Below are 20,150 nucleotides of genomic sequence, written 5' to 3'. Positions count from 1 at the left end.
CGACGGGCAGGGGTCCGGCCTCATCCGAATCCCGGGCGAACGCCGGCGCGTTCACCGGTAGTTGTCCCAGAACAGTCCCGCGGCGGCCGCCGCGGGTTCAGCGGTCCCTCTGATGACGGTCCTCCGGTTCAGTTCGGGCTCGGGGAGCGGTTCCCTGGTGTGGTGATGACCTCCGGGTGCGGGGGCGAGCAGCAGGTGGGCGTTGGTGCCGCCGTCGGCGAAGCAGTTGATCGCGGCGACCTGGGCGGTCTCGGGCCACGGCCGGGGCTCCCGGGGGAAGTAGAGCGGCGAGGCGGCCAGGTCGAAGTGGGCCGGCGGCTCCTGGGCCGAGCGGAACGGCACCTGCTCCCGGTGGTGCAGCATCAGCACCACCTTGATGAACGCGGCGATCCCCTCGGCGGCCAGCGGGTGACCGATGTTGGGCTTGATGGAGCCGAGGGCGACCGGCTGCGTGGAGCCGGTGCGGTAGACCGCCTCCACCGCCTTGAGTTCCAGCAGGTCGGTGACGGTCGATCCGGAGCCGTTGGCCTCCACCCAGCCGATGTCCCGCGGGTCGTGGCCGCTGCGTGCCAGCGCCTGGGCCATCACCTCCTTCTGCGCCTGGAGGTTCGGCGTGGCCGGTCCCGCGGTCCGGCCGTCGTTGTTCACCGCGATGCCCTTCAGGACCGCGAGCACGCGGTCCCCGTCGGCCCGCGCCCTGGCCAGCGGCTTGAGGACGACGACGCCGACGCCCTCGCCGAGGATCAGCCCGGCCGCCCTGCGGTCGAACATGTGGAACTCGGCTCCCGGGTTGAGCAGTCCGCGCTGCCCGAAGACCTGATACGGCCGGTGGCTGCCCAGCAGGCCGACCCCGGCGACCACGGCCGACTCGACATCCCCGGCGCGCAGTGCCCGCGCGGCCGTCTCCATCGCCACCAGCGCGGAGGAGCAGGCGGTGTCGACCACCAGGCTGGGGCCGCGGAAGTCGAAGAACTGCGAGATGTTCGCGGCGAGGTAGTTCTGGCCGGTGGCCACCACCGGGTTCTTCGCCCGTCCCAGCCGCGTCTCGTCCGGCATATGGGCCGTCCGGCCGCCGACGTACACGCCGACCCGGCCTCCCTTGAGCTCGGCGGGCCGGTACCCGGCGTGGTGCACGGCCCGGTTCACCTCTTCGAGGAGCAGCAGCGCCTGCGGATCCATGGCCGCCACGTCCTCCTCGGACAGCAGGAACGACCCCGGGTCGAAGCGGAGCACCTCGTCCAGCAGCCCGGCGTGGTAGCCCATCGGGTGGCCGAAGCGCTGCTCGGGGATGGGCCGCAGCGCGGACCGGCCCTGCCGCAGCAGCTCCCAGTACGCGTCGGCGGAGGCGGCCTCGGGGAACCGGCAGGACAGGCCGACCACCGCGATGGCCTCGGTGGCGGGGCCCGGCTCCCCGCCGGGCGATGCCGCGGCGGGGGCCGCTTCGGCTCCGACATGGTCGACCGAGGCTGCGGGGGCCACCGGTGCCGCGGCCGCCGGCGGGCCGGTCGGGGCCTCGCCGAAGGCGGCGGCCAGTTCCTCCCCGTGGTGCTCGGCGAGGTACGCCGCGAACCCGTCGGCGGTCGGGTGCTCCAGCAGCGCCGAGGGGTCGATCGGCACGTCGAGCTTCTGGGAGAGGGTCTGGACGAGCTGGGCGACCAGAATCGAGTCGATGCCGTAGTCGTGCACCGGCACATCGCCGCTGAGCCGGGCCCGGTCGAACCGCAGTTCCGCCGCGAGCCGGTCGAGCAGCCATGAGGTCACCGCGCCGACCGCGCCCTGGACGGCTCCGGCCGCGGGTGCGGTCGGCGCCGCCGGGGCGGGGGCGGGGGCCGCCGCCTCGGCGGCGGGGGTCAGGCGCCGGTGCGTCCACCGCTCGGGGCGCCATACGGCGTCCGGCCGCGCCAGCGCGGGCATGACCACCCGGGCGCCGCTGGTGAGCGCCCGCTCCAGCAGGGCGAGCCCCTGCTCGTCCGAGAGCGTGGCCAGCCCGGTCGCCTGGTAGGCGGCGCTGCGCACCGCCCCCATGCCGGTGTCGCGCCAGCTCGGCCACTGCACACTGACCAGCGGCAGCCCATGGGGACGGGCCTCGGCCACCGCGTCCAGGTAGGCGTTGGCCATGGCGTAGTCGCTCTGGCCGACCGCCAGCGCGGGGACGGCGGCGGCGACGGACGAGTACAGCACGAACAGGGTCAGCGGCTCATGGCGGAAGCACGCCACGAGTGAGTCGAGGCCGAAGACCTTCGGGCCGAGCACCCGGCCGATGGCGGTCTGCGGCTTCCGTACGAACGCGGGGTTCTCGGCGTCGGTGACGCCCGCGCTGTGGATCACGCCGCCGATCGGGCCCAGCCTCAGCTTGACCTCCTCCACCGCCTTGGCGACGGTCTCCTTCTCCTCCAGCGGCAGGGCGAGGCACTCCAGCTCCACTCCCTGGTCGGCCAGTTCGGCGAGCGGGCGCAGCTTGTGTCCGAGCGGGCCGCCGGCGGCGATGTGCGCCGCCCACTCGGCGCGGGTCGGCAGCTCCTCCCGGCCGGTGAGGACCAGCTTGCGGACGCCGTGCCGGGCGACGAAGTGCCGGGCGGTCAGCAGCCCGATGCCGCGCGTGCCACCGGTCACCCACAGCACCTGGCCGTCGGGGAACCGCAGCCTCCTCCTCGGGGCGTCGGGCAGTTCGCGCAGCTCGGCCCGGTGGCGGACGCCGTCGCGGTAGGCGACCTCGGCCTGGTCCCCGTCGCTGCCGAGTTCGTCGGCCACCCAGCGGCACAGCTGCTCGTCCGTGGCGTGATGTCCGGTGTCGAGGTGACGGGAGCGCAGATGGCCGTACTCGCTCTGGAGCATCCGGTACAGCCCCACCCTGGCCGCCCCGCCGAGGCCGGCCGGACCGTCGGGGGCGGCTTCGGTGCGCCGGGAGACCAGCAGCGCGGACAGCCCGCGCCGCCCGTGGTCGACCAGGTGCTGCATCCACCGCAGCCAGGTGGGCAGTTGGGAGTGGGCGGGGGGCAGGGACGGGTCGGCGCAGCCGGCCAGGTCGACCACGGCGTCGAAGCGGTCCCAGCGGGTGCCGGTGGCGGCGAGGTCGGCGACGAGCCGTTCGTAGTCGAGTATCTCGGCGGCGGGCAGTGCGGCGGCCAGCCGGGCGGCCAGCGCCTCGGTGCCCGGCATGGTGAGGACGGCGGTCCGGCCGGGCAGGGCGGTGCGTTCCGCGGGCTTGGCGGGGACCCAGTGCCGGGTCAGCAGAAGCCCCTCCCCGGCTTCCCCGGCTTCCCCGGCCTCGCCGGGCTCCAGGGCGGCCAGCTCGGCGTCGGCCGCCGCCAGCCGGACCCGTTCGCCGCCGAAGGGGTAGCCGGGCAGCGCCACCCGGCCGGGGAGCGAGCCCCCGTGCAGGGCCGGCCAGTCGACGGCCCGGCCCGAGCTCCAAGCGGCGGCGTATGCCGTGGGGTCCGGCGGCAGCGGGTCCCCCGCGGCCGGGTCGCGGGGGTCGACCACGCCGGTCCAGCTGCCGTCCGGGGCACCGCCGGCCGCGAACTCGTCGAGGCGCGCGGCCAGTTCCGGGAGGTCGTGGAAGAGCACGGCGACCCGGTGGGCCATGGCCTCACGGCCCCGCTGGAGGGTCCAGGCGACCTGCTCAGGCGCCGCCTCGGCGCCTTCGGCGCGCAGGTGGGCCGCGAGCCGGCGTGCCTGGGTGACCAGCCGCTCGCCGTCCCGGGCGGACACCACCGCCAACTGCGGGCCGGCCGCGCGGGTCCGTGGCTCCGGCTCGCCGAGGTACTCCTGAAGGATGACGTGGGCATTGGTGCCGCCCGCGCCGAAGGAGCTCACTCCCGCGGTCCTGGGCCGCGGGGCGCCGTCCTCGCGGACCCGGCGCGGCCAGGGTGCCGGCTCGCGCTGGACCCGGAACGGGGTCGCCGGGAAGTCGATGTTCGCGTTGAGCTGGTCGGCGTGCAGCGAAGGGGCCAGCTCACCGTGGCGCATCTGGAGCAGCACCTTGGTGACCGCGGCGACCCCGGCCGCCGACTCGGCGTGTCCGATGGCGGACTTCACCGAACCGATCGGCAGCAGCTCGGGGACGTCGCCCTGGAACGCCCGCATCATGCCGGCGATCTCCACCGGGTCGCCGAGTGCCGTGCCGGTGCCGTGTGCTTCCAGGTAGTCCAGGTCGGCGGGGCGCAGCCCCGCGCGGTCGAGCGCGGTCCGCACCAGGTCGCCCTGGGCCTTTGGGTTGGGCACGTTGAACCCGCGCCCCGAGCCGCCGTGGTTGACCGCTGACGCCTTGACCACGGCAAGGATCCGGTCTCCGTCGGCCAGTGCCGCGTCGAGGCGCTTGAGCAGAACCGCGCCGGAGCCCTCGGACGGGACGTATCCGGTGCCGCCCTCGCCGAAGCTGCGGCAGCGGCCGTCCTCGGCGAGGAATCCGCGCCACGCCAATTGCAGGTATTTCGCCGGGTGGCTGGTGATGTTGACCCCGCCGGCGACGGCCACGTCACAGTCACCGTTGCGGATGGCCAGGCACGCCTGGTGAATGGTGACCAGCGCGGACGAGCACATGGTGTCCACGGCGACGCTGGGCCCGGAGAAGTCGAAGAAGTACGACACCCGGTTGGCGACCGAGGCGAAGGACGAGTGCGGGGGCAGGCCCTCGCCGCGCAGCGCCTCCTGGACGCCGTACAGCTGGTACTGCCCGTACATCATGCCCACGAAGACGCCGGTCCGGGAGGTGCGCAGCTGGTCGCGGGTGTAGCCGGCGTCCTCCAGCAGGTGCCAGACGGTCTCCAGGAAGACCCTCTCCTGCGGGTCGGTGTGCTCCGCCTCGATCTGTGACATCCGGAAGAACAGCGGATCGAAGCGGTCCGCGCCGCGGATGAACCCGCCCCACCTGCCGTACGTCTTGCCGGGGGCCGACTTCTCCGGGTCGTAGAACAGGTCGTGGTTCCACCGGTCGGCCGGTACCTCCTCGATGGAGTCGCGGCCGGCGCGCAGATTGCGCCAGAACTCGTCCACGTCGTCGGCCTGCGGATAGCGGCCGGCGACGCCGATGATGGCGATGTCGTCGCCGGTGGCGGCCGGACGGGCGGCCGCGGGGGTGCCGGTCTCCTCGTCGGTGGGCTCGTCCTCGGCGGCGGGCGCGGTGAACGCGTCGGGGTGGGCGGTGGCGAGGTGCTCGGCCAGCTCACGGACGGTCACGTACTCGAAGAGCAGGGTCTTCGGCAGGGGGCCGAAGCGCTCTTCGAGCCGCCGGGTCACGCTCAGCGTGATCAGGGAGTCGACGCCGTAGTGGTCGAAGGGCTCGGTGGCCGCGATCTGTGTCTCGGGGAGCTTGAGCGCCTCCGCCATGATCCGGAGCACCAGTTGCTCGGCCTCGGCGCGCGTGTCCGCGCCGGCCGGGGGTGCGGCGGCGGGCCGGGGGGCCGCCTGCTCCGAACCCGGTCGGCCGGCCGTCGCGTTGAGGGCGGTCAGGATCCGGGCCGGGTCGCCCGGGGCGAGCAGCAGTCGGGGCGCGGTGCCGGCCAGGGCGCGCTCCAGCGCGTCCAGAGCCGGCGCGGTGCGCAGCGGGCGCATGCCGGTCTGCCGGGCCATCTCCCGCTCGCCGTCGGCGTCGATCCGCATGCCGCCCTCGGTCCAGACCGGCCAGGCGGCGGCGAGGGTGCGGCCCTGACGCGCTCCGCGGCGGCGCTGCTCCTCCCGCTGCTCGGCGAAGTGGTCGAGGAAGGCGTTGGCGAAGGCGTAGTCGGTCTGCCCGATGTTGCCGAACGCCGCCGCCGCGGAGGAGAAGGCCACGAAGTAGTCCAGCGGTTCGTCCCGCGTGGCCTCGTCCAGCAGCACCGTCCCGTGCACCTTGGCGGCCAGCACCGCCTCCGCGTCGGCCCGCTCCTTGCGCCGCTGGAGGCCGTCCCTGAGCACCCCGGCGGCGTGCAGCACGCCGCTGACCGAGCCGTGCAGCCGACGGGCCTCGGCGACCAGCGCGCGCACCGCCGCGGCGTCGCTGACGTCGGCCTGAACCACCTCGGCCCCGATGGCCTCGATGCGGGCGCGGGCCTCGGGGCCGGGCGCGGTCCTGGAAGCGAGCACGACGCCGCCGCCGGACACCCCCGCGACGCGCCGTACCGCGGTGATGCGCTCGGCGAGCAGCAGGCCCAGCGCACCGGTGCCTCCGGTGATCACATGGGCGCCGGGGCCGGTGAACACCCGCCCGGTGGCGGCCGGGAGGCTCACCCGGCGCCAGGCGCGACGGGTCCGGCCCGTGGCGTCGACGCGCACCTCGGCCTCGGCTTCGGCGCCGAGTTCCGCGACCACGGCGTCGGTGAGCGGTCCCGCCCCGACGGTCAGTACCCGGAAGTCGGCCGACGGGAGCTCCCGGCGCACCGAGCGGGCGAACGCGGCCATCGCCGGATGGGCGGGCGAGGCGGCCGGTTCGCGGTGTACGTAGAGGTAGCGCAGCGCGCCGCGCCGTTCCCGCTGCCAGGCCTGGAGGAAGGCCGCGGCCGCGTGGAATCCGTGTTCCACCGCACTGCCGGGCCGGGCGTCCTCGCCCGCCAGGTGCACCACGTGGACGGGGTCCGGTTGCCCGGCCCGGACCGCCGCGTCGGGGTCGAAGCCGGCTCCCAGCTCGATCCGCTGGGGGGCCATGCCCGCCGCCGTCAGCGCGGCGCTCACCGCGTGCCCCGAGGAACCGGCGTCCAGCACCAGCACGGTGCCGTCGAGCTCGCGCCGGGCCGACGGGGCCGGTTGCCACAGCGGCTCGAACGCGGTCACCGCGTCGCCGTCGGGCACCGCCCGGAGAGTGAAGGACTCGATCGCCGCGACCACCTCGCCGGCGCGGTCCAGCAGCGCCACATCGAAGCAGAGCGTTCCCGGTGCGGCCGGGCGCGTGGAGGGGGTGGCGTAGGCGTACACGTGCTCGGGGAGTCGGGCGTACCGGCGGACCGTGCCCAGCGAGAACGGCAGGTGGAGCAGGGGGTTGCCCGGGTCGCTCGCGCCGGGGGCGAGCCTGCTCGCCGTCTGGAGGGCGGCGTCGAGGAGCGAGGGGTGGAAGGCGTAGTCATCCGCGTCCGCCATCCGCTCGGCGGGAAGCCTAAGGCTCGCCAGCGCCTCGCGCTCCCCCAGGGCGAGTTCTTCGATCACCTGGAAGCCGGGCCCGTAGTCGAAGCCCAGCCGGGAGTAGAGCCGGTAGCAGTCGGCACCGCCGTGGACGTCCGGGCAGCGCGACCGGACGCCCGCCACGTCGACGCGGTGCGGACGGTCTTCGGGCTCGCCCGGCAGCAGGGTGCCGTGGGCGTGCACCGGGGAGCCGTCCCCGTCGGTGCGCACCTCGAATGACGTCCCGTCGAGCCGGACCACGACCCGTCGCTCGCCTGACGCGGGGAGCCGGATGGGGGCCGCCCACACCAGGCCGTCGACTCCGCGCACCGGCCGGCCGGTGGCCAGTTCGCCGGCCAGCCGGGCCATCTCCAGGTACGCCACCCCGGCGAGCACCGGCTCGCCGCCGACAACGTGGTCGCGCAGGAAGAACTCCTCCCCCGTGAGCGTCTTGGCGTAGGCCCGTCCGTCGGGGGCGGGGACTTCGGCGTCCAGCAGGGTCGGGTGGAGCCGGGCGGCGGCCGGTTCCTGTTGTGGTGCCGGGGTGAACCAGTGCCGGGTGCGGGCGAACGGGTAGCTGGGCAGATGCACCCGGCGCCGGTCGGCGCCCCGGTGCAGGGCCGGCCAGTCGACCTCGGCGCCCGCGAGCCACTCGCGGGCGAGGACGGCGGACTCCTGGGTCACGGTCGCCGTCCGCGGGGTCTGACCCCGCTCGGCCTGGCCGGTGCGCACCGCCGAGGGCCGGCCGGCGAGATGCTCGACCAGCTCGGCGCGCAACCCGGCCACGCCGCCCGCCACCACGGCGAGCCGGTGGGGCATCGCCTCGCGGCCCACCTGAAGGGTGTAGGCGAGGTCGCCCGGCGGGACCTGCTGATCCGCCAGGTGGTCGGCGAGCCGCTCGGTGGCGGTCCGCAGTGCCTCGGGGGTACGGGCGGAGAGCACGAACAGCTGCTCCGCCGCGTCCTCGGCGCGGGTGTCCCGCATGGTCGGTTCCTCCAGCACGAGGTGTGCGTTGGCCCCGCCGAAGCCGAAGGAACTGACCCCGGCGCGGCGCGGCAGCTCGTTTCCCGCGGCATCGCACGGCCGTGGCCAGGGCCGGGTGGTGGCGGCGATCTCGAAGGGGCCGCCGTCCAGCTCCAGATAGGGGTTGTGCTCCCTCAGGTGCAGGCTGGCGGGGATGGTGCCGTGCCGCAGCGCGAGCACGGCTTTGAAGAGCCCGGCGATGCCCGCGGCGGCCTCCAGGTGGCCGATGTTGGTCTTGACCGACCCGATGGCGCAGCCGGGCGCCGCGGCCGTGCCGTGCTCGGCGCGCAGCCGGCGGAAGGCGGTGCTCAGCCCGGTCGTCTCGATCGGGTCGCCCAGCGCGGTGCCGGTGCCGTGTGCCTCGATGTAGCCGACGGTCTCCGGCTCCACCCCGGCGGCGCGGTACGCCTCGACCAGCAGGTCGGCCTGGGCGTCCGGGTTGGGGGCGGTGAGCGAGGTGGTCCGGCCGCCGTGGTTGGCCGCGACCGCCTTGATCACCGCGTGCACGGCGTCGCCGTCGTGCTCGGCCCGGTCGTCCGGCTTGAGCAGTACGACGCCGGCACCCTCACCGCGGACATATCCGTCGGCCCCGCTGTCGAAGGTCTTGCAGCGGCCGTCGGGGCTGAGCATCTCGCCCTGGCTCAGCGCCTCGTACACGGTCGGCGAGAGGATGAGGTTGACCCCGCCCGCGATGGCCAGGTCGCAGGTGCCGTCGCGGAGCGCGGCACACGCCTGGTGGACGGCGGTGAGCGAGCCGGAGCAGGCGGTGTCCACGGCCATGCTGGGGCCGCGCAGGTCCAGCAGGTAGGAGACCCGGTTGGGGATGACCGACAGCGCCGCGCCGGTGGCGGTGTGGGCCTGGGGGGCGCATCCGGCGGCCCGCTGCATCTCCAGGTAGTCGGCGTTCGCGACCCCGATGAACACCCCGACGCGCTTGCCGGCCAGCTCGGACGGCCGGTAGCCGGCGTCCTCGACGGCCGACCAGACCGCTTCCAGCAGCAGCCGCTGCTGCGGGTCCATCAGTTCCGCTTCCCGCGGGGAGATCCCGAAGAAGGCGGCGTCGAAGCAGTCCACGTCGGGGACGAAGCCGCCCCAGCGGGAGCCCGGGCGGCCGCGCCAGTCCCAGCGGTCCGCGGGGACCTCGCCCACCAGATCGTCCCCGGCGGCCAGGTGGTCCCAGAACTCCTTGAGGTCGGCCGAGCCCGGCAGGCGCCCGGCCATGCCGATGACCGCGATGTCGCCACCGCGCCGTCGGTCGGCCGGGGCCTCGGCGGGGGGCGGTGCGGTGATGAGCGACTCGGCGGCGGTGCCGAGCCGCGCGACCAGCTCCGCAGGGTGGTGCTCCCACAGGTGCTCGGCCAGCGCGGCCAGCGTGCCCCGGCGGTAGAACAGCGTCGGGTAGACCTCGATCCCGTACGCCGTGCGCAGTTCGGTGCTGAGCGCGGTGAAACTCACCGAGTTCATGCCCGCCTCGCCGAGGGGGGTGTGCGCGCCGATCTCCTCGGGGCGCAGCCCGCCCAGGCGGCTCACCGTCCGCGCCAGTTCGGCGATCAGCGCCTCGGTGCGCCCCGCGGGCCGTGCGGGCTCGTGCGGGCTCTGCGGCTGCCCGGTGTCGGGGGCGCCGAAGCGGGCCCGGAGCTCGGCGAGCGGCAGCGTGGCCAGGGTGGTCCGGTCGACCTTCTCGTTGAGAGTGTGCGGGAAGCCGGTCACCCGGATCAGCGCGTCCGGGAGCATATGGGCCGGCAGCCAGGCCGCCAGCTGTTCCCTGGCCGGGTCGGCCGCGCCGTCGTCGAGCACGTAGCAGGCCAGCAGCGAGCGATCGCCGCCGCCTTGGCCGCGGGCCACCACGACGGCTTGGCGGACGCCGTCCAGGCGGCGCAGGGTGGCCTCGATCTCCTCCAGTTCGATCCGGAAGCCGCGCACCTTCACCTGGGAGTCCATGCGGCCCAGATAGTCGATCCGCCCGTCGGCGAGCCGGCGGACCAGGTCGCCGGTGCGGTACATCCGCGCGTCGGGCGCGGTGGCGAACGGGTCGGGCAGGAAGCGCTCCCCCGTCAGCTCGGGGCGGCCCAGGTAGCCGTCGGCCACGCCGTGGCCGCCGATGTACAGCTCGCCGGGGACGCCGGTCGGCGCCGGTCGGTGGGCGCCGTCGAGCACATACAGCCGGGTGTTGGCGATCGGGGTGCCGATGGTGACCGGCTCGCCCCGGCCGAGCCGGCTCGCCGCCGACCAGATGGTGGTCTCGGTGGGCCCGTAGAGGTTCCACACCTCGCGGTTGCCGGCCAGCAGCGCCTCGGCGGTGTCGGACGGCAGTGCCTCGCCGCCGCACAGCACGGTGAGTCCGGGGTCCCCTTGCCACCCGGCGGCCAGCAGCATGCTCCAGGTGGCCGGGGTGGCCTGGATGACGGTGGCGGTGCCGCGCTCGACCGCCTCCCGCAGCCGCAGCCCGTCCTGAGCGACCTCGGCGGGCAGCACCTCGACCGTGCCACCGGTGATCAGCGGCAGGTAGAGCTCCAGACCGGAGATGTCGAAGCAGACCGTGGTCAGGGCGAGGAGCGTGTCCCTCGGTCCGAATCCGGGTTCCCGCGCCATCGACCAGAGGAAGTTGGTGAGCGCGCGGTGCGGGACGCGGACGCCCTTGGGCCGGCCGGTCGAGCCGGAGGTGTAGATGACGTACGCGGTGTCCGACGGCCCCGCGGGTCCGGGCGAGGGGGCCGCGGGCGGTTCCTGCTCCCCGTCGACGAGCAGCCGGGGCACCGCGCGGCCCCACGCCGCCTCGGCGACGGAATGCGTGAGCAGCAGGTGCAGGCCGGCGTCCTCCGCCATGTAGGCCAGCCGCTGGTCGGGGTAGGCCGGGTCGAGTGGGACGTACGCGCCGCCGGCGGCCTGCACGGCGAGCAGCGCCACCGGGAGGTCCGCGTCGCGCGGCAGGAGGACGCCGACGGTGCGGCCCCGGCCGACGCCGGCGGCGGTGAGGCGGGCCGCGAGGGCCTCCACCCGCTCCCGCAGCCCGCCGTAGGACAGCTCGGCTCCGGCATGGCGGACCGCCACCGCCTCGGGCCGGGCCTCGGCCTGACGCCGCACCAGCTCCCAGACCAGGGTGTCGGCCGGGTAGTGGGCGGGTGCGGGCGGGGCGAGCAGGGCGCGCTCGTCGTCGGTCAGCAGCTCCAGGTCGCCGACCGCGGTCCCGGGTGCGCCGACGGCTGATGCCAGCAGCGTGACGAAGTGGTCGCCGAGGCGTTCCACCGTGGCGGCGTCGAACACGTCGGGGTTGTATTTGAGGGTGTACCGGCAGCCGTCCGGGTGGTCAACCAGGTCCAGTGTCAGGTCGAACTCGCCCTCCTGGTGGACGCCGTCGACCCTGTCGCGCACCACGCCGTCGGCGCGCATGTCGCGCGCCCAGTTGTGGAAGTAGAAGGCCACGTTGAACGGCGCGTCCCAGGCGCCGGGGGCCTCCCGTTTCAGCTCCTCGGCGAGGGTGATCAGCGGATAGGCGCTGTGTTCCAGCGCCCCCAGGACCATCCGGTGGATCCGGCGGACCAGGTCGCGGAAGGTCTCCTGGCCGTCGACCCGTTCAGCCAGCACGACCATGTTCATGAAGTAGCCGAGCACGTCGTCGTAGCCGTCGGCCGGGCGGCTCGCCGTGGGTGTGCCGACGGCGATGTCCGCCTGGTCGCTGTAGCGGTGGAGCAGTGCGAAGTAGCACGCCAGCATGGTGCTGGACAGCGAGGCGCCCGCCGCGGTGGCCAGCGCGCGGGCGCGGTCGGACACGGCCGCGGGGACGCGGCCCGCCACGCTGGCGCCCCGGAATCCGGGCACGGGCGGGCGCGGTCGGTCCAGCGGCAGCGCCACGGTGGTCTGCCGGCCCCTGAGCCGCTCGACCCAGTAGGCGCGCAGGCGCTCCACCTCGGGCCCGGCCAGCAGCTCGCGCTGCCAGGCCGTGAAGTCGGCGAACGTGCGGGCGGGCCGGTCGGCGGGGAGCGGGCGGCCTTCCCGGAGCGCGCGGTAGCCGCGCTCCACCTCTGCCAACAGCAGGGGGATGGACAGTCCGTCGAGCACCAGGTGATGGACGTTCAGGAGCAGCGCATGCCGGCCGTCGCCGAGGGTGTACAGCGTCGCGCGCAGCAGCGGGCCCCGGCCCAGATCGAAGGGCCGCCGCATGTCGGTGCGGATCCGGTCGCGCAGGTCGCCGTCCGCGACGGAGGTGAGGAAGACCTGCTGGAACGGCAGCTCCGGCTCGGCCGCGATCCGGACGTACGGGATGCCGTCCGCATCCGTCCGCACGGTGGCGCGCAGTTCCTCGTGGCGGTCGAGCAGGTCCTGGAGGACCACGCGGAGGGTGAGCACGTCGACGTCGCGGTCGAGCCAGAAGGCGAGCGGCAGGTTGTAGGCATGGTTTCCGGGCGCGATCTGCTCGATCACCCACAGGGCGCGCTGCCCCTCCGACATCGGATGGGTGGTCTGCTCGGCGTCCCCGCGGGGGCGCAGGACCATCTCCGCCGCCGCTGTGGGATGCGGCGGTGTCGTGGACGCGGCGCCGACGTGCACCGGGGGAACGGGGGCGGCGGGGACGGGGGTGGGCGCGACGGGGGCGGGAGTGCCCACGTCGGCGAGCCAGCGGGAGCCCAGGTGGTCGGCCAGCTCACGCAGGGTCGGACGCACGAAGAACTCGTCGAGCGGCACCGTGACGCCGAAGGTCCGGTCCACAGCCGCCACGATCTTCATCCCGCTGAGCGAGTCGAACCCGTAGTCCACCAGCGGACGGTCGGGCTCGATCCGCACATCGAGCTTCAGGACCCGCTCCAGCAGCTCCCCCAGACGGTCGGCCACCGCCGCGGACGCATCCGGTCGCGCCGGTGTCGTTATGGGTTCGGGAGTGGTGGTTATTGCCGGCGCTGCGACCGGCGCGGCTTCGGGCCGCTCCGCGATCAGCACATGCTGGCCCAGGTCCGCCCCCTCGGCGCCGAGTGTCCCGACCTTCGCGTAGCCCTCTTCATCGAGCAGCCCGACCCAGCTCTCGGCCGTGGCCAGCGGCGAGCCGGGGATACGTACCTCGCCGTCCTCGAACAGCCACCAGCCCTCCATCACACCGCCGCCGACGGTGAGATAGGGCTTGATGGAGGTCAGCTCGTTGAGGACCAGCCGGCCGCCGGGCTTGAGCAGGTCCCTGGCCATACGCAGGGTGGCGCGCAGGTTCCGCGTGGCGTGGACGACGTTGGTGGCCAGCACCAGATCGGCCGAACCCGGGGTGAATCCCTGCTCGGCCAGTCCGCGCTCCAGGTTGAGCAGCTGGAACCGCGCGAACGGGTAGTCCCCCGCGAACCGCTCGCGGCCGTGCTCCAGGAAGCGCGGCGAGATGTCGGTGAAGGTGTAGCCCACACGGCCCGGGTGGCCGGCCAGCACGGGCAGCACCCGTTCGCTGGTGGCACCGGTGCCGGCGCCCAGCTCGACCACCTCGATCGTCTCGCCGCCGCTGAGCCGCGGCAGCCGGACGTCCAGGTGGTCGCGGACCATCCGGGCCACCAGCACATTGAAGAAGTCGCTGAGCGGGTTGCCCTGGTAGAGATCCCGCACCAGCTCCATCGAGGAGTCGGGGAACATGACCTCGGTCCCCACCACCTCACCGCGCAGGAGCTGCGGATACACCCGCAGGAACTCCCGGTTGAGGGTGACCGTCGGCTCGATGTCCGGGTAGGCGGCCGCCACCCGGTCGAACGCGGACTCCCAGCGGTCCGCCGCCTCGGCGGGCGCCACCGTGTCCACGGCGGCGGTGCTGGTGAGCCGGTCGCCGTCGCGGGTCAGGAACCCGGCCCCGGTCAGGAGGTCGAGCAGCGCTTCGTGCAGCCGCTGGAACTTGTCCCGGATGCCGAGCCGGCCGCGCAGCTCGTCGCCGCGGTGCTGCTCGCCCCTGCTCCGGAAGACGCCCATGCGCTGGTAGGCGCCGAGCACCCCGGACACGGAGACCGCTCCCAGTTCCTCGTACCCGGCCAGCACCCGGGTCACGGCGGGGTCGATGCCCGCCCCGGCGGCCGGGCGACGGCCCGCGACGGCCCCGGGCTCGGCGGCGGACGGTTGGGGGATCCAGAGGCGTTTGCGGGCGAACGGGTAGCCGGGGAGCTCGATCCTGCGGGCGGCCGCGGAGGTGATCCGCGACCAGTCGATCTCGGCTCCGGTCAGCCAGCGCTCCGCCACGGCCGTCAGGTCACGCCGCGTCAGCGCCTGCTCCAAGGCGAGGACTTCGTCGTGGGAGAGCCGTGTCCGGGCCGGGGTCCCCTGGCCGGTGCCGACCCGGTCGTCGGCGCCGCCGGCCGCGTACGACGCCAGCAGCCGGGCGGCCTCGGCCACCGAACGGGCGGTCAGCGCCAGCCGGAACTCGTGGGCGGTACGGCCCGACTGGAGGGTGTGCGCGACATCGGCGAGCCGCGGCCCCGGTCCGCCGGTGGCCTCCGCGGGCGGCAGGAGGCCGGCCACCGCCTCGGCCAGCGCTCCGATGGTGTCCGCCGCCAGGGCGGCCTCGGGCAGTTCGGTGCCGAGTTCCGCGGCGAGCAGTGCGTGGTAGCGGGCGCGCTGGGCCAGGTCGAACCCGCAGTCGACCAGATCGGTGGTGAGGTCGAGGGAGTCCGGTGCCAGGCCGGCCAGCTCCGCGGCCAGCCGCAGGCACAGGCGCCCGGCATCCGCCGACGCCTCCTGGGGCGCCGCCGTCCGCCCCGGGGCGCTGCCGCGCAGGAACTCCGCCAGGTCAGCCGCGTACGCGCGCAGCCGGTCCTCGCTCTTGGCGGAGACCACCAGCAACTGCTGCCGCCCGTCCTCCGCCGGCTCCTGGGGCGAGCCGGCCGGAACGTACTCCTCCATGACCACACAGGCGTTGGAGCCGCCCGCGCCGAAGGAGCTGACGACGGCGCGCAGCGGCAGCTGGTCGCCGTCGGCGCCGGGCCGGTCCGGCGGGGTCCAGGGCTCGAGGGTCTGCTGCACCTCGAACGGGGTGGTGTCGAAGTCGATCTCCGGGTTGCGGCGCGCCGAGTGCAGCGAGGGCGCCAACTGCCGGTGGCGGAGCTGTAGCAGCACCTTGGTCAGCCCGGCGATGCCGGCCGCCGACTCCAGGTGGCCGATGTTGGACTTCACCGAGCCGACCGCGACCTTGGGCCGCTCCGCACGGCGCGCCGGGTCGACGCGTCCGCCGAAGGCCTCGGCCAGGCCCGCGATCTCGATCGGGTCGCCGAGCAGGGTGCCGGTGCCGTGCGCCTCCACATAGCCGATGGTGTCCGGATCCACCCGGGCGCGGCCCAGCGCTCCGCGGATCACCTGAGCCTGGGCCTGCGCGCTCGGCACGGTGTAACCGCCGGCGTCGCCGCCCGAGTTGATGGCCGAGCCGCGGATCACACCGAGGATGCGGTCCTGGTCGGCGACCGCGGCCGCCAGCGGCTTGAGCAGGACGGCGCCGACGCCCTCGCCGTCGACGAAGCCGTCCGCGTCGGCGCCGAAGGCCTTGAGCCGGTCGTCGCGCGACAGCATCCCGGCCTGGGCCAGGCCGCGCAGGTGCTTCGGGTGCAGGATCAGGTTGACGCCGCCCGCGAGCGCGGCGGCACACTCGCCCGTCCTGATGCTCTGGCAGGCCAGATGGACCGCCGTCAGCGAGGCCGAGCACGCGGTGTCCACCGCGAGGCTGGGACCGGTGAAGTCGAAGAAGTGCGACACCCGGTTGGCGACCGACCAGTGGTGGGAGTGGGCGTCCGTGGGGACGCCGAGCGCGTTCGCCGCGCCGCCCATCCATTCGTAGTCGCTGCTCATCACGCCGACGAAGACGCCGACCGGCCCCTGGGCGGCGAGCGCGGCCGCCGGATAGCCGGCGTCCTCAAGGGTCGCCGCGGCGGTCTGGAGGAACAGGCGTTCCTGGGGGTCCATCGCCTCGGCGTCCGCGGGGGCGATGTGGAAGAACAGCGGGTCGAACGCGTCGACGTCGTCGATGAACCCGGCCCACTTGCTGTACGAGGCGTCCGCCCCGGCCGGGTCGTAGTGCGCGTCCGCCTCCCAGCGGTCCGCAGGAACCTCCCGGACGCAGTGCCGGCCCCGGGCCAGGTTGTCCCACAGCTCGCCCACGGTCCCGGCCAGCGGATAGCGCCCGGCGACACCGACGACGGCGATGAGGTCGTCCGGGCTCTCCTCGGCCGCCGCGCCGCCCGTGACGGCCGCGGCCCCCTGCTCGCCGTCGAAGATCCGGCCGGCCAGGAAGCCGGCCAGCGCCCGGGGCGTGCGGTGCTCGAAGACCATGGTCGCGGGCAGTCGCAGCCCGGTGCGGGCACTGAGCTTGTTGCGCAGCTCCAGCGCGGTCAGCGAGGTGAAGCCCAGGCGCTGGAACGCGACGTCGGGGTCGATCTCGGTAGCCGTGTCGTGCCCCAGCGCCGCGGCGGCCTCCCGCAGCACCAACTCGCCGACGACGCGGTCACGTTCCGCCACCGGGACGTCCCTCGGGTCGTCGCCTGTGGAGGTGGTGACGGCGGAGAGGACGGGGACGGGGGCGGGGGCGGGGGCGGGGGACCGGCGGCGCGGGGCCGGGGCCAGCTCCCGGAACAGCGGCGGGGTGCCCACCGTGGAGTCCTGGGCGGTGGGGTCCAGCCGGACCGGCAGCAGATGGGCGCGGTCCGCTCCCAGGGCGGCGTCGAGGAGTTCCAGGGCCGCGTCGGTGGCCAACGGGCGCACGCCGGCGCCGGTCAGCCGCGCCAGGTCGGCCTCGTCGAGCCGGCCGGTGAGGGCGCTGCGCTCGGCCCACAGGCCCCAGCCCAGCGACACCGCGGGCAGCCCCAGGCCGCGGCGGTGGTGCGCCAGGGCGTCCAGGAAGGCGTTGGCGGCGGCGTAGTTGCCCTGCCCGGCGGTGCCCAGCGTGGCCGACACCGAGGAGAACAGGACGAAGGCGGAGAGACCGAGGTCGCGGGTCAGCTCGTGCAGATGCCAGGCGCCGTCGGCCTTCGCCGCCAGCACCGACCGCAGCCGTCCCGGCGTCAGGGAGCCGATCACCCCGTCGTCCAGCGTCCCGGCGGCGTGCACGACGCCGCGCAGCGGGCGCTCCCGCGGAATCGACGCCAGCAGCTCGGCGAGCGCGTCGCGGTCGCCGACATCGCATCTCGCCGATGTCGCCCGCGCGCCCATCGCGATCAGCTCGTCGGCGAGCGCGGGCGCTCCCCCGCGGCTCACCAGCAGCAGGTCGCGGACTCCGTGCTCGGCGACCAGGTGCCGTGCCACCAGTCCGCCCAAGGTGCCCGAGGCCCCGGTGACGAGCACCGTGCCGTCGGCGGGGAAGCGGGCGGCGTCGGGTGTTCCGGTCGCCTGGAGGCGGGTCAGCCTCGGCACGCGGATCTCGCCGTCGCGCACCAGGAGCTGCGGCTCGCCGCGGGCGAGCACCGACGGCAGCGACCGTGCCAGACCGTCCATGTCGCTGGTGTTGCCGGTGTCGACGAGGACGATCCGGCCCGGGTGCTCCGTCTGGGCCGACCGCACCAGACCCCACACCGCGGCCGCGGCAGGGTCCACCTCCGCGTCGGCGCCGGACGCCACGGCCCGGCTGGTCGCCACCACCAGGCGCCCGTCGCCGGTTTCCGTCTCGGCGAGCCAGTGCTTCAGTTCCTCGAGGACGGCGGAGGTCACCGCCTGGACCCTGGCGGGCGGTTGTCCGTCGGCGGACGGGCAGCGCAGCACCGTGACGTCCGGCATGTCGGCCGCCGGCCCGGTACCCGGTCCGTCCGGCCGCGCGGGGAGCCAGCTCAGCTCGTACAGTGCGCCGGGTTCCGCGGTGTCGTCGAGGTCGGAGCCGAGGGGGCGCAGCGCCAGGGAGCCGACGGACAGCACGGCGCGGCCGGTGCCGTCGGCGATCCTCAGGGCCACCGAACCGTCATCCAGCGGGGTGAGCCGCGCCCGCACCGTGGACAGCTCAGCCGCCGCGTCCCGATCCAGCCACCGCACGTCGCTCCACGAGAACGGCAGCGCCGGTGCGGTCTTCAGGTCCAGCGCGTGCAGGGCGGCGTCCAGCAGTGCGGGGCGGTTCGGCGCGGCCAGGGCCACCTCGGCGAACAGCTCACCGCCGCGCCGCCACAGCGCCCGCAGGCCCCGGAAGCCGGGCCCGTACTCCAGCCCCTGGGCGGCCAGATCCTCGTACCAGGAGGTGAGGTCGACCCGCTCGGCGGCCGCGGGCGGCCACGCCCCGATGGCCGGTGCCGCCGCGGCCACCGGCCCGTCGGCCTCGGCCAGCGCGCCGGTCGCGTGCAGCCGCCAGTCGGTCTCCGGGCCGCGGGCGTACAGCCGCAGGGGCCGGTGGCCGCCGTCGTCGGCGGGGCCCACCAGCAGCTGGATCTCGACGTCGCCCTCCTCGGGCAGGATCACGGGGGCCTGGTGGGTGAGCTCGTCCACCGCGTACCCGGTGTGCAGCGCCATCTCCAGGAGGGCGGTCCCCGGTACCACGGCCCGGCCGCGCACCCGGTGGTCGGCCAGCCACGGGCAGGCCCGCAGGGACAGCCGGCCGGTCAGCACCGTCCGATCGCCGTCGGCCAGCTCGACGGAGGTGCTCAGCAGCGGCCGCCGAGGCTTCAGCCAGTAGTTTCTGGGCTGGAAGGCGTAGGTGGGCAGCTCCACGGTGCGGGCACCGGTGCCCTCGAAGAGGTGGCTCCAGTCCACCGGAACGCCCTGGGTGTGCAGTTCGGCCATGGACAGCAGGAACTGCCGGGCCGAGTCCTCGTTGCGGCGCAGCGAGCCGGCGACGACGACATCGTGGTCGGCCTGGAGCGCGGTCTCCTCGATGCCGACGGTCAGGACGGGGTGCGGGCTGCATTCGACGAAGGTCCGGTATCCCTCGGTCAGCAGATCGCGGATCACGGACTCGAAGCGAACGGTGTTGCGGAGGTTCTGGTACCAGTACGCGGCGTCGAGCGCGGTGGTGTCCAGGACTTCGCCGGTGAGGGTCGAGTGGAAGGGCAGTGCCCCGGAGCGGGGGCTGATGCCGGCCAGGTCGTGGAGGATCCGGTCGCGGATCTTCTCGACGTGGGCCGAGTGCGAGGCGTAGTCCACCGGGATGCGGCGGGCTCGGATCCCCTCCCGCTCGCAGTGTGCCAGTAACGCGTCCAGCGCTTCCGGCTCGCCGGAGACCACCGTCGAGCGGGGTCCGTTGAGGGCGACGACGGAGATCCGCCCGTCCCAGGGATCCAGCAGGGCACGGGTCTCGTCGGCGGACCGGGCCAGGGACACCATGCCGCCCTCGCCGGCGAGCTCCAGCAGCGCCTTGGAGCGCAGGGCGACCACCCGGGCGCCGTCCTCCAGGGACAGGCCGCCGGCCGCGCAGGCGGCGGCGATCTCGCCCTGGGAGTGGCCCACGACGGCGGACGGCACCAGCCCGGCGGAGCGCCACAGCTCGGCCAGCGAGACCATGACCGCCCACAGCGCGGGCTGCACCACATCCACCCGTGTCAGCGCCGCCTCGTCGTCGATGACCTCCCGCAGCGACCAGTCGACCAGGCCGCTCAGGGCCTCCTCGCACGCGTCCATCCGCGCGGCGAACACCGGGGAAAAGGCGCGCAGTTCCCGTGCCATCCCGGCCCACTGCGCCCCCTGTCCGGGGAAGACCCACACCACGCCGGATTCCGGGGCGACGGCCCCTTCGACCACCCTCGGCGACGGCCGGTCCTCCGCCAGGGCGGTCAGGTCCCTCAGCAGTTCGGCGCGGTCCCCGGCGATGACGACCCCGCGGTGCTCGAGCGCCGACCGTGTGGTGACGGTGGAGAGCCCGACGTCCGCCGGAATCAGCTCCGGGCGGGCCTCCATCCAGTGCAGCAGACGCCGCGCCTGGCTGCGCAGCGCCGCCTCGGTCACGCCGGACAGCACGACCGGCAGCGGGGGCGGCGCGACCGGCTCGTCCTCGGCGGCATCCTCCGTGTCCCCGGGCGGCTGCTCGACGATCACATGCGCGTTGGTGCCGCTGGCCCCGAACGAGGACACCCCGGCGCGGCGCGGCCGGTCCAGCTCGGGCCACGCCCGCTGCTCGACCAGCAGCTCGACCGCCCCGGCCGACCAGTCCA

Annotated in this window: 1 protein-coding gene; it reads right to left on the bottom strand. The window is 74.8% G+C overall.

Features of this window, described 5'->3' with window-relative positions; all coding sequences use genetic code 11:
* Positions 1-51: 51 nt before the first annotated feature.
* The coding region (locus tag ABTY62_RS40145) for a non-ribosomal peptide synthetase/type I polyketide synthase (protein ID WP_352134320.1) at positions 52-20,150 on the bottom strand (20,099 nt) is incomplete at its 5' end.

Source organism: Streptomyces sp. NPDC097640 (assembly GCF_040302705.1).
Taxonomy (GTDB): domain Bacteria; phylum Actinomycetota; class Actinomycetes; order Streptomycetales; family Streptomycetaceae; genus Streptomyces.
This window is presented reverse-complemented; position numbering and strand designations above follow the sequence as displayed.